This window comes from Shewanella sp. A22 (genome assembly GCF_053850585.1).
The window spans coordinates 26,368-39,386 of the sequence record NZ_JBSQBN010000007.1 but is presented as its reverse complement, the minus strand read 5'-3'; the positions used below and the strand labels follow the sequence as shown (position 1 = coordinate 39,386).

Genomic DNA, 13,019 nt, shown 5'->3' with positions numbered 1-13,019 from the left:
TTCAATGAATGCTATGTATTTTATTCAACAATAAAGAGAGCACTTAATGAGCCGAGCAAAATCGACCTTAGAGCAATGGCGAATTGTACAAGCAGTTGTTGATTTTGGCGGTTACGCTCAAGCAGCACAGGAGCTTAATAAGAGCCAGTCATCACTAAACCATGCCGTTGCCAAGTTACAACACCAATTAGGAATAAACCTGCTTGAAGTCAAGGGGCGAAAAGCTTATTTAACCGAACAAGGGGAAGTGTTACTTCGTCGTTCTCGCCATTTAACGCAATCAGTTGAAGAACTTGAACAACTTGCCAGCAATTTAGGCCAAGGATGGGAACCTAATCTGATTATCGCCAGAGAAATCGTTTACCCAATGGACAAACTGGTTGAATCATTAACAGCATTTTTACCTGAAAGTCGCGGAACACGGGTCACCATTATCGATTCTGTTATTTCCGGCACTCACGAGTTAATAAAAAATAACCAAGCTGATATTGCTATCTGTGCCATGCCTCCCAAAGGCCATATTTCTGAGCCATTATGTGAACTAAGTTTTGAGCTTGTATGCCATCCAGAACATCCATTAGCACAACTTGCTTTAATTGAAGATGACAAGCAGTTAGCTCAACATCTTCAAATTGTGATTAAAGACACGGGAATAAATGCGACCAATGATATAGGTTGGTTAAAAGCTGAACAACGTTGGACGGTATCAAACTTTCACGAAGCAAAAAGCATTTTGGCACGTAATATCGGCTTTTGTTGGATACCCAGTTTTCTCGTCGAACAAGAAATTGCTCATAAACAGCTAACCCGTTTACATTTACGAGGCGGTTATCATCGAAAAATCATGCTGAATTTGGTGATACCAAATCGCGATCAACAAGGTCCTGCATGCAGGTTATTAGAAAACTTAATTTTACAACAACACAACTTAGTCATTAGCGATTAACTAGGATGAATTTCGATGAACAACTCTGTTATGGTTCTCATACTCATTCTTGTATCAATTGAGTCTGATTCGATATCAATCATAATCAACTCGAGTTCAGAGATGGAATAAATAAGGTAAGCCATCAATATTCGACAATTTAAGATTGCACCTATTATCGGTTTACTAGGGCTGCTCTTTGTTGGTTAAATTTCGTTCGCAGTGATTACGTCAATCAAAGTGAGTGGATTACTGCCGAACTCTGGATAAGAGATGTATTGATAATTATAAAAATCAATATGTTAACTTCAATCCTCGGCAAAACAACCTTGGAAGATCAACAGGCCCTAATTAAACGTAAATTTCTAAAGATTGGTGCTGATATCGCTGTGGGGATGATAACGATTCATCTGTTTGGCGAGTGGTATTAGTGTATTCATCTTCATTATTATTCACAATTTGTTGACTATTGTCGGCCTGATTTTGCGATAATTGATTGTTAGATGAAGATGATAATAAACTCATGTTTGCCGCATCAAGGGCGTCATTAGTTAATACTTGGCTATTGGGAGAAATGGAATTGTTCTTTGATGTTGAAGGTAAAGAGTCTGAATTATTTGAAGCTAATTCTGCTTTTGCTTCATTCATATTCTGTAATGCTTGCGCAGCCACGCGAATGTCGGCCATTGACGGTTGTACTGGTGCCATGGCTGCGGCATAGACTTTTTGCATTTTACTTAATGTTGCTTGGGCGTCACCGTCAACAGTAGACACATCAATATTAACCTCACCATCAACTGCGTAACGACGTCCATCAGGGCCTTTTTCATATTGATAACTAGGGCTTTGCGCTAAACTTCCACCTACAGCCGCATGGGCTTGCTCGTGTGTTTTAACTTCGGTATCTCGTTGAGACAATTGGTCGATTAATTTTGCTTCTGCTTGTATTATTTGTTGTTGTTTATCTTTTACTTGTTGCTCAACTTGCTGTTCTGCTGCGTCATTTTGATTATTTGAAACATCTGCCTCTACAGCAATTCCTGAATCGTCCACGGATGAGTTTTGTGCAGTCGTGGTTGTTTCTACAACAGGGTTTATGGCTGACGGATTAACCACAGGCGGTTGAACATTTTCAACATCACTGACTGGCGAGCTGGTTACGATCTCTATACTGACCGGCGTTTCAGTTAATGTGTTAGTGGCCTGTAATTGAATAGGTGTAAGGTTTAATACCCCAGAAAGATTAAGAGGACCACTTTTTAAACCGTAGCTATTAACGGAACCAGAATCAACAATGCGTTGTGGCTTAATCTCATTTGTGGATGCAGAATGAGATTGCACTCCGTAATGCGCGTCAGGGCTAGATAAGCTGTGGCTTATATCTACTGGAGTTTTGAAGGCCGCTGTTTGAGTTGAGCTGGATTGAAGCGAACTGGTGTCAACTGTACTGGGTCTGATGTTCACAGATTGAAAATCTACAGCAACAGAGGCTGATTGGAGGTTATTTACTTGAGTGCTAACCGTTGTTCGAGCACTATTCTGTGCTTGTGTATGTGGCAGAGATTGTGGTGCAGACAATGAGTTGCGGTGGTTTATTTGGGCAGCACTATTAACTAACCCTGAATTGGCAGAAACCATTGCCGCACTCATGATTACACTTCAATATCAATCAAACTACCAACAGTCTCAGATGCTACTTCAATCACTTTAGCAGATGCTTGAGCTTGGTTAGATGATTCAGTCGCTGACACTAAAGCAGATGTGGTGTCAGTTTGCCCGACAGCACGAGAACTTAAGGTCACAGTATCTTGTGCTGACGTATTTGGCGCAGCAGGTTTTTGTTGCTCGGGTGTGGCAACAGATGTTGTAGCCTGCGCTAAACCTTGTTGAGCACTTTGCAATCCCTGCATACCTGACGCATAGGCTGATTGAACTTGCATAATAACCACTCCTGATCCTAAAAAGTTAATTCAGTATGGCCTAAATAGACTAATATGTACAGTTTTCAAACAAATCAACGATGGAGGTTATCCAATAATCCAACCCATCTCCCAATCTTTCCATACTGGGTTAATTCCTCGTCGTTTCATTTGTTCAACAACTTGCTCTACTGAACGGTTATCACTGATTTCAAATTGATCAAGTTGGCTGTCTGGCGCCATATAACCACCAGGTTGAGTAGAGCTTCCAGCACTCATGTGGGTAATTCCTAAAGGGAGTAAATTATCCCTGAACGATGGCAGCTCACGAGTTGATAAGCTAATTTCAAGTTGAGGATTAAACAACCTAAATGCACAGATCATTTGTACTAAACCTGCATCGGTTAATTCAACTTTCGGTGTAATGCCACCAGTACAAGGACGTAAACGAGGTAATGAAATACTGTAGCGACTACGCCAGTAAGTTTTCTCCATGTAGTCTAGATGAAATCCCATCAGTAATGCGTCTAAGCGCCAATCATCTAATCCCAGTAATACCCCAAGGCCAATTTTATCGATACCCGCTTTTGCCACTCTATCAGGGGTATCTAAGCGATAGATAAAATCTTGTTTTTTACCGCGAGTATGATGCTGAGCATAAGTATGAGCACGATAGGTTTCTTGGTATACCATAACGGCATCAACGCCTAATTTGCCAAGTCGCTGATACTGCTCAGTCTCTAATGGTTGAACTTCCATTGCCAGGTAATTAAAAGCCTTGCTGACTAACGGTAACACCGACTCAAAATACTCCATTCCAACTTTCGTTTCGTGTTCGCCAGACACCAATAATATAGAATCAAAACCACGTTGTTTAATGATAGCCATTTCCGCTGCTAGTTCATCACGAGTAAGAGTTTTGCGCTTGACCTTATTGCTCATACTAAATCCACAATAATCGCACTCATTGGCGCACAAGTTTGATAAATATAAGGGTAAGTAAAGACCGATATTGGCACCAAATCGCTGCCTAGTCAGCTGAGCAGCTTGCTTCGCCATCAGTTCAATGTATGGCATTGCGGCAGGAGATAATAATGCCAACAAGCTATCAAGATTACCGCTTGAATTTTGCAACGCCAGCTCTACGTCTTTGGCAGTTGTTGAATACAACTTCATCGATAATGTTTCGGGGGCTAATTGCGAAAATACGCTTGAATACGTCATGCTAGCCCCCCTTACTATTAACTGACTTTGCAAGTGAATTGATTGATGGTTCTGACAAAAAACCAGTCAAAGGACTGGTGGCATTAGCGTAATGGTTCACGGTCCCTAATCCTGCTAGGTAGGCTTGTCTTCCTGTGGCAACCGCATCAGCAAAACATGTAGCCATTTGCTGAGGATTGGCACTACTTGCAATCGCGGTATTCACCAATACTGCAGCTGCGCCCATTTCCATAGCTCTGCAAGCTTGTGAAGGTGCACCAATGCCGGCATCCACTATTACCGGAATATTAGCCTGTTCAATAATAATACTTAAGAATGTTTCCGTTGCTAACCCTTGATTACTGCCTATTGGACTGCCGAGTGGCATCACCGCAGCGCAACCGACTTCTTCTAAGCGCCTGCACAGGACTGGATCGGCATGCACATAAGGCATGACGATATAGCCTTGTTCGCATAAGTGTTGAGCCGCAATCAATGTTTCAATAGGATCGGGCATGAGGTATTTAGGATCGGGATGAATTTCAAGTTTTATCCATTTAGTGCCCAGCATTTCATAAGCGAGTTCAGCGGCAAAAATAGCTTCTTTGGCATTACGCGCACCAGCGGTATTAGGTAGTAATTTAACCCCCATACTTTGCAAAGGACCGAGTAAATTGTCATGGCCGCGAGTCAAATCAATTCGCTTCATCGCTAAGGTGACTAACTGCGACCCAGAACTGGCTATCGCTTGTAACATTGTATTGTGATCTGAAAATTTTCCTGTTCCGGTGAGTAACCGAGACGAAAATTGATGATCGGCTATCGTTAACATCATTAACCTCCAGCAACGGCAGAAAAAACGGTTATATTGTCATCGGCTTGACACAATACATGCATCCAACGACTTCGAGGTACAACAGTATCGTTGATCACGATAGCCACTCCTTGAGTGGGTAAATCACTGAGTATCAGTAGTTCAGCCAAGTTTAAATTAGCCCGAACTTGTTGCTCGACACCATTGAGGTGCAGGGTTATTACCCCATGGGGATCAGTTTGTATCATTAGACCGCTCCTGATGATCAGTTAATGGATATTGATGACACACTTCACACTGTGGGTCTTGACTCATGTTTGCATACTGCCAGCGTAAATCCTGAGCATTAAATCGATGTAAAACACCGTATTGCGTAAAGGTATTGCAGATGTGCTGCAGGCCCACCAGCGCTTGCATACTGGCTATAATGCCCACGGAGGGCCCAAACACGCCAGCTTGAGTACAATTTTGCATAATGGATGTATCAAGTGGATATAAACAACAATAGCAACCGCTGTGTGAACGTGGGCTTGAAAAATCAATACAAAATAATTGCCCCTGATATGCACTAATGGCACCACTAACCAAGGTTAACTGATGCTGTACACACATTTGGTTTATTAGTTGCCTCGCACTAACATTATCAGTGCAATCAAACACCACAGGTTTTACCGTAAATCGTTTAACAAGCAGCTTAAAGTGCGCTGATGTAATGGGCTGTGCCAGCACGTCAATATTGATTTGAGGGTAAGCATCACTCAGTACACTTTTTGCAATGTCGACTTTTGCTTTGCCAATGTCTGATGCCCTGAACAGGAGTTGTCTTGGTAAATTGGATAATTCCACCACATCATGATCAATTAACATTATTTGCTGAACACCCGCTGCAGCTAAATAATGCGCCACTACATTTCCTAAGCCTCCTACACCGATGATCACTACAAGGCTATTCATAATGGCAAGCTGCCCTGCTTCTCCAATATCACTCAGTAGCATGGTGCGTGAATACTGAATGTAATCCTGACCAGATAGAGAATTCATAAGCCCTCCTGAGGTGAACAGGCTTTTGCCAAAGGCCGCGTAACCTGCAACCATTTATGATGCAAGGCTCGATACGCCTTCGCTGGATCGTTAGCCGTGGCTACCGCTCTAACAACAGCAGCATCACCAACGCCGGTATCCGCAATCAACTCAAGGTTATTGAGATTTATCCCGCCAATTGCAACAGTAGGATAATGGCGCGCAAATAAACTGGCATAACGTTTAAGTTTGCTGAGCCCTTGAGGCGCGGAAGGCATTTGCTTGGTCGTGGTAGCAAAAATATGCCCAAGAGCAATATATGAAGGCGAACATTGGTGGGCTAATAAGGCTTCAAAATAACTGTGACTCGATAGCCCTAACGCCATTCCAGCAGCAGCTATCGCGGTTAAATCTGCAATGACCAAATCCTCTTGGCCTAAATGAACCCCAAAAGCACCGTGTTTAATCGCCAGTTGCCAATGATCATTAATAAACAACTGAGCATGATATTCGCGACCTAGTTTGATGGCCTCAATGATATTCGCTTCGAGTGTTAATCGTTGCCGATTATCGGTATCGGTAGCTAACTTGGCACGATATTGGACGGTCTTGCAGCCCGCTTTTAAGACATTTTTTAATATTCCAAGATCATCTAAAACAGGATAAATCCCCAAGGATTGATGCACCGCTTTAAAACCATTCAGTGGAGCTGGCTTAAACCGATCTTGAGCGCGATAGTCAGAAGAGACTAAATTGATTGATGGCATCATTCCTAAATCAGCAGGCCAACCAGTGCGGGCTAATACACCAGGTCCTTGGCCGAGGCTTACGCCTAAAGTGAGTCCCTTATTGACGTAGGCTTTTGCCAGCACAATGGCATCATGAATAACGAAGTCATGGGCAATAAAACACGCAATTGCAGATGATAATGTGCAACCACTGCCATGATTATTGGTGGTTGCTATCCGCGGGCTACTTAGCATAAACAACGCATGACTGTGTGCAAGGCTGGCGCCTTTAACGCTTTTACTCACATATACATCTATCGCCTGCTGTTGCTGCCACTGAGCATCACCGCCTTTAGCGAGCACATGACATTTAAATGTATCGGATAACAATTTGGCTTCGCGGATCATTTTCTGTTGCTGTTGCTGTTGCTGAAAACCATTGTTGCCGACATCAGCACGATCTTGCGCCAATGCAGACTGAGAACATAAACGCTTCAATTCGTGCTGATTAGGCGTTAGTAAATCAATTAAGCCAATCAGAGGGCTAAAATCGAGATCGATAGAATTAAAGTTCGCACCACTACTGGCGACCATGACGGGGTCAAGTACCACAAAAGGTACTATCTTCTGAGTGGCACGAATCTGAGCCAAACAGCCAGCCAATATGTCAACCTGTGCTTGGGATGCAAGCAGGCCAATTTTAATCGCCACTGGCGGCAAATCCGCGAGTAAACTACTGAACTGAGCCAACAACATGGATTCAGAAACGGTTTCAACAAGGCTCACACTGACCGAGTTTTGTGCGGTTAATGTGGTTATCACGCTACTCCCGTGACACGACAAGTCTTGTATGGTGAGTAAATCAGCTTGAATCCCCGCACCACCTCCACTGTCAGAACCCGCTATGGTCCAGACAATGGGTGGGGTTTGCGTGATTGACTCACTGACAAATGTCGATGAATTCATGGCGATTATTCAACCTCAACCGCTAAGTCGGTATCAATTTGTGCTGCTGGTTTGACGTCGTGATAAAGCGCCGAGCCAGACGCTTTGAACTCTGCCGACTTTTGCGCCATCGCTTCGGACGGATTTATGGCTTGAGCCGTATCTAGAGCTTGATAAGCACTAGCAGAAGATACTTCAATCTTAAGTGCTTCAACTTGTTCAAGATTCGCGGCATATTCACGCACTTCGTGGGTTATTTTCATCGAACAGAATTTAGGCCCACACATTGAACAAAAATGAGCCACTTTGGCTGATTCTTGTGGTAACGATTCGTCGTGGTAAGCACGAGCGGTATCAGGATCGAGACCTAGGTTATATTGATCTTCCCAACGGAATTCAAAGCGGGCTTTTGATAATGCATTATCACGTACTTGTGCACCTGGATGACCTTTAGCGACATCAGCAGCATGGGCAGCAATCTTGTAGGCAATTAAGCCTTGTTTTACATCTTCTTTGTTAGGCAAACCTAAGTGTTCTTTAGGGGTGACGTAACACAACATCGCCACGCCGTACCAAGCCATCATGGCAGCGCCAATACCGGAGGTGAAGTGATCATAACCAGGCGCAATATCAGTCGTTTGTGGGCCTAAGGTATAAAATGGCGCTTCATCACAAAGGGCCAATTGCTTTTCCATATTGACTTTAATCAATTGCATTGGCACATGACCAGGGCCTTCTATGATGGTCTGCACATCATATTCCCATGCAATTTTGACCAATTCACCTAAGGTTTCTAATTCCGCAAATTGCGCTTCATCATTGGCATCGGCAATTGAACCAGGGCGCATACCATCCCCTAACGACAACGACACATCGTATTGGGCGCAAATTTGGCAAATATCGCGAAAGTGTTCATATAAGAAACTTTCTTGATGGTGACTTAAACACCACTTAGCCATAATTGAACCGCCACGCGACACAATACCGGTAAGGCGTTTGGCGGTCATGGGGACATAACGCAATAACACCCCTGCATGAATCGTAAAATAGTCTACGCCCTGCTCGGCTTGTTCAATCAATGTATCTCTAAATACCGCCCAACTGAGCTCTTCGGCAACGCCATTAACCTTTTCTAATGCTTGATAAATCGGCACGGTACCAATCGGCACAGGCGAATTACGGATGAGCCACTCACGGGTTTCATGAATATAACGTCCAGTCGACAAATCCATGACCGTATCGGCGCCCCAACGGGTTGACCATACGAGTTTTTCAACTTCTTCTTCAATCGAAGATGTCACCGCAGAATTACCAATATTGGCATTCACCTTCACTAAAAAATTACGCCCAATAATCATAGGTTCAGTTTCAGGATGGTTAATATTCAGCGGAATAATCGCTCGACCTCGGGCCACTTCATCGCGGACAAACTCAGGAGTGATAAGTTGCCCAATATGTGCACCAAAATCCTCACCTGGGGCTTTTTGAGTCAACACGCTATCGGTTACTTCAGCGCGAGCCATGTTTTCACGAATGGCAATGTATTCCATTTCAGGGGTAATAATACCTTGGCGAGCATAATACATTTGGGTCACGCATTTGCCCTTCTTGGCACGTTTAGGCGCGACTAAGGCGTCAAAGCGTAAATGATCGAGTCCATCGTCAGCCAGCCGTTGTTGGGTAAAACCCGAACTTGCACCCGTTAATTGCTCAGTATCTTGTCGCTCATCAATCCATGCTTGACGGATTTTAGGTAAGCCTTCACGCACATTAATATCAGCAAGGGGATCAGAATAAGCACCCGCGCAGTCGTAGACCATAATAGGCGGATTGGCTTGTTCAATGGGTTCAGCGTCGGTACCACCAATAACGGTATCAGTTTGATTAACTTGGCGCATAGCGACGTTGATATCAGCACGACTACCCGCTAAATAAACTTTTTCAGAATTAGGATGTTGTAACGGTTTAAGGGTATCAATAAATTGTTGAGCGTTAGCTCGAGTTTGACGACGATTTGGATTTGACATTAGCAACCTCAATATTAAGAGTAGAGTTGCTTGTCTGGAGAGGTGTTGATAGCAGCAGTAAACAATAAAAAAGCTATTGCTCACGTCAATAATCACATAGAAAAATACTAATGTAATAACGTAATTGGAATATAAACCGATAAAAAACTCGGAGGTAAACGTCCAATTACAATCGTGTTAATACGTTATTTATAGTCCCAATAATCATGATTATTACGCTTGTTTCCTTCGCAGGTTCTAGCCTGATCAGGTTCAACGGATCCCGAATAAACGGTCTCAGCCATAATGGCACTCCGACAAGATGTCACGCAGTATAAGCAAGCTTGTTGTCAAATAACAAGCCCCAATTAAATCATTTATAAAAATACTATCTCGTTGATCGATTTCATTTAATGAATATTTATTGTCCATCAGGCATCCCACAGACGTATTTATTAATCTGCGACATTATGTCGCACCTACCTTATTAATTAGCAGGATACAATATAAAAAAGATAACTAATTTCATTGAATATAATTCACTCAAAAGAGAAAAAAAACGATAAAGGTGATGAAATTGAAAAATATAGTAATGCAACCCATTATATTAAAAACTATTTATTATTGGTCATACCCATCAATTACATTGGCCATAATACTGGCTGTTACACCACAGGCAATGGCTGAACAATACATCAACCGAAATAGTGAAGCCATTGAGCGGGTTGAAGTACATGGACAAGCGGCCAATAACGATTTACTCGGTTCTGCACAAAACTTATTAAATAAACAAGGTGTAGATTTTTCTGAAGCTGGTGGTGTATCTGCATTACCGATTTTAAATGGCATGATGGGCGATCGGATCAAAGTGCTCATTGATGGCAGCGACACTACGTCATCATGTGCAAACCAGATGAACCCGCCACTTTCATATGTGTCAGCCAATCAAATTAGTTCGATTCAAGTGGTTGCTGGAGTCTCTCCGGTGAGCGCCGGTGGCGATAACATTGCTGGCGTAATTAATGTCACTAGCTTAACACCTGTATTTATCGATAGCGATACAGTGACATGGCAAAGTGGTAACATATCTAGCGGTTATCGAAGCACTAATGACGCCATTCTCGCAGGTGTAAATGCCACTGTAGCAAGTAAAACATTAAACTTTAGTTACCAAGGATCATTTGAAGATGCAAACAGCTATACAGATGGCCATGGCGATAAAGTACTCGACACCTTATACCAATCACAAAATCATGCATTAACCGCTGCTTGGCAAGATGACATTCAACAAGTTGCTGTCAAACTGACTCATCAACATATCCCCTTTCAAGGTTTTGCAAACCAGTATATGGACATGACGAATAATGACAGTTATGGCGCATTAGTACGTTATCAACGAACACTTGAAAACGAAGGCGAGTTCACAGCCCAAGCAAACTGGCACAATGTAGAGCATCAAATGGGCTTCTTTACCGATGAAAAAACCGGCATGATGCCAATGAAAACTAAGGGTAAAGATTACAGTTACCAACTGCATTGGCAGCTACCAATGAGCTCAGATAGCACCTTATTAATTGGCCAAGAATATTATGTTTATCAACTTGATGATACATGGCCAGCGATTGAAGGTTCAGCCATGATGGGCCCCAATGACTATGTCAATATTAATGATGGCGAACGCCAACGTGCAGCTATTTATGGCGAGTGGCAACAAACACTTAATACACGTTGGTGGCTGTCTGCAGGTGTTCGTTATGAATACGTATCAACCAGCACAGGTGAGGTTCAGCCTTATAACACCATGAGCATGATGGGCATGACCAATGTTAATGCCATAGCCGCAGATGAATTTAATGGCCTCTATCGAAAGCGCAATGACAATAACATCGATGCGACCCTTCTTGCTCGCTATCAACTCAGCGATACTGAAGTGATAGAGCTTGGTTTAGCCCAAAAGAACCGCACACCCAATTTATATGAGCGATACAGTTGGGGCCAAAGCACCATGGCCACAACGATGATTGGCTGGTATGGCGATGCAAACGGCTACATAGGCAACCCAGACCTTAGTGCAGAAACTGCACATACATTGAGTATGGCTTACAAGCTAGTACAAGATGATTTAGCATTTAGTGCAACAGCTTGGTACAGCAGCATTAACGATTTTATTGATGCCAATGTGGTCAGCAGCTTTAATCGCACAAGCATCGATAGTAATAGTCGTCATATTTTACAGTTTACAAATGTGGACGCTAACTTGTTTGGTGCACGCATTGATGCTGAATATCAACTAGCAGACAACGACACGGGTAAATGGCTCATTAACGCTAACATCAACGCAACCCGCGGCGAAAGAGATGACAACGACCAATTGCTGTATCAAATAAAACCTTTGCAAACAGAGCTAGCTTTGCAACAACAGCTAGGGGATTGGCAAAATAGAATCAGTTGGCAATGGGTTGCAAATAAAGATCGCGTGGATGAACAGCGTTTAGAAAACACAACTGACAGTTACTCACTGCTTAATTTAAGCAGCAGTATCAAATGGCAAGATGCGACAATGACTATTGCAGTGAAAAATCTACTTGATGAGTATTATCAACTGCCATTGGGCGGTGTCAGTATCGCTGAATATAAGGCTGACAACAGTAACGGTTTTCAACAAATAGCCGGTGCGGGTCGCTCACTCGAAATCAATGTCAACTATATGTTTTAACGCCAAATGGCTCTGTTATGAGGGAGCTATTTACTATCCTGTTAAATAGCTCCCTTTTCATTCATTAAGCTATTGGGTTTCCTTCAAAACGCTTTCCTCATTAATTGATGAGTTCAACCATGACAAACTTGATTTAAATGGCTGCATTTTGTGAAAGTAAATTGGGCAGCTTAAGCAACCACACTTATGTATTAATCACGCAGTATGGCTGCTGAGCTTTGATGATACATTTACCTAAGAGTTTAAAAATATTATACAAATAAAGCTTTAGGAGATGTCGTGACTTTGTATGTATAAGCAATCATACCGTTTAAAGATTTAAGCTTAGCTAGCTCTATATCGCATAATAATAGAAATTATTACACTTTAGTGCATTGCAGATGCTATGAGTTATCACATAAAATCCCACGCATTAAATAAAGGGAATACACATTGAAGCTAATTTACCACACTAAAAACACGTTAACCTTATGGCTTGCTGCCATCTTGGTGTGTTTATCTGTGGTAACAGCGGTTCATAGTCTTCAACACATTGATGAAGACAACACGATCCATAGCTTATTTTGCTCTCAGTTACACCAATTACAAAACACCATTACCAGCTCTTCCTTTGACATCCCTGTTATTCAACAAACGTTCATCACATTTGCACACCATGTTGTATCGTTTGAGCCAACCTTCAATCGCTTCTTTAATAGCCGCGCGCCACCTAAACAAAAAGCCTAAATAAACCATTTTATTTT

Annotated in this window: 11 protein-coding genes and 1 riboswitch; of the genes, 3 read left to right on the top strand and 8 right to left on the bottom strand. The window is 42.5% G+C overall.

Annotation, left to right across the window (positions count from 1 at the left end):
• Positions 1-46 precede the first annotated feature (46 nt).
• The gene (locus ACWXWT_RS02715) at positions 47-946 is read left to right on the top strand and encodes a LysR family transcriptional regulator (protein WP_456040081.1); all 900 of its coding nucleotides are present in this window, start codon (positions 47-49) and stop codon (positions 944-946) included.
• 330 nt (positions 947-1,276) lie between these two features.
• Here the strand turns inward: ACWXWT_RS02715 and ACWXWT_RS02710 are convergent, their stop codons facing one another.
• From ACWXWT_RS02710 to thiC, 8 genes are all read right to left on the bottom strand, one after another.
• On the bottom strand, positions 1,277-2,575 hold the full coding sequence (locus ACWXWT_RS02710; protein ID WP_456040080.1) for a putative metalloprotease CJM1_0395 family protein: 1,299 nt from the start codon (positions 2,573-2,575) through the stop codon (positions 1,277-1,279).
• Between the two features lie 2 nt (positions 2,576-2,577).
• Positions 2,578-2,865, bottom strand: coding sequence for a chemotaxis protein (locus ACWXWT_RS02705; RefSeq protein ID WP_456040079.1), 288 nt, complete (start codon positions 2,863-2,865; stop codon positions 2,578-2,580).
• A gap of 87 nt (positions 2,866-2,952) precedes the next feature.
• The gene (gene thiH, locus ACWXWT_RS02700) at positions 2,953-4,068 is read right to left on the bottom strand and encodes a 2-iminoacetate synthase ThiH (protein ID WP_456040078.1); all 1,116 of its coding nucleotides are present in this window, start codon (positions 4,066-4,068) and stop codon (positions 2,953-2,955) included.
• Between the two features lies 1 nt (position 4,069).
• A complete protein-coding gene (locus ACWXWT_RS02695; RefSeq protein WP_456040106.1) occupies positions 4,070-4,879 on the bottom strand; it encodes a thiazole synthase in 810 nt (269 codons plus the stop codon).
• Between the two features lie 2 nt (positions 4,880-4,881).
• Positions 4,882-5,109, bottom strand: a complete 228-nt coding sequence (thiS, locus tag ACWXWT_RS02690; protein WP_456040077.1) for a sulfur carrier protein ThiS — start codon at positions 5,107-5,109, stop codon at positions 4,882-4,884.
• Complete coding sequence (locus ACWXWT_RS02685; RefSeq protein ID WP_456040076.1) at positions 5,096-5,902, bottom strand: HesA/MoeB/ThiF family protein; 807 nt, start codon at positions 5,900-5,902, stop codon at positions 5,096-5,098. Before ACWXWT_RS02685 ends, thiS begins: the two co-directional genes overlap by 14 nt.
• Positions 5,899-7,575 carry a thiamine phosphate synthase gene (thiE, locus tag ACWXWT_RS02680; RefSeq protein WP_456040075.1) on the bottom strand — a complete coding sequence of 559 codons (1,677 nt, stop codon included), beginning with the start codon at positions 7,573-7,575 and terminating at the stop codon, positions 5,899-5,901. The genes ACWXWT_RS02685 and thiE overlap by 4 nt, the downstream gene beginning before the upstream one ends.
• A 5-nt stretch (positions 7,576-7,580) precedes the next feature.
• Positions 7,581-9,581, bottom strand: coding sequence for a phosphomethylpyrimidine synthase ThiC (thiC, locus tag ACWXWT_RS02675; protein WP_456040074.1), 2,001 nt, complete (start codon positions 9,579-9,581; stop codon positions 7,581-7,583).
• Between the two features lie 206 nt (positions 9,582-9,787).
• A riboswitch (TPP riboswitch) is annotated at positions 9,788-9,887 on the bottom strand.
• 244 nt (positions 9,888-10,131) lie between these two features.
• On the opposite strand from thiC, the gene ACWXWT_RS02670 reads away from it, so the two are divergent.
• Entirely contained in the window at positions 10,132-12,276 is a 2,145-nt protein-coding gene (locus tag ACWXWT_RS02670; RefSeq protein ID WP_456040073.1) for a TonB-dependent receptor plug domain-containing protein, read from the top strand.
• Between the two features lie 432 nt (positions 12,277-12,708).
• Positions 12,709-13,002: a DUF2946 domain-containing protein gene (locus ACWXWT_RS02665; protein ID WP_456040072.1), complete on the top strand. Its 294-nt coding sequence runs from the start codon at positions 12,709-12,711 to the stop codon at positions 13,000-13,002.
• Positions 13,003-13,019: the final 17 nt, after the last annotated feature.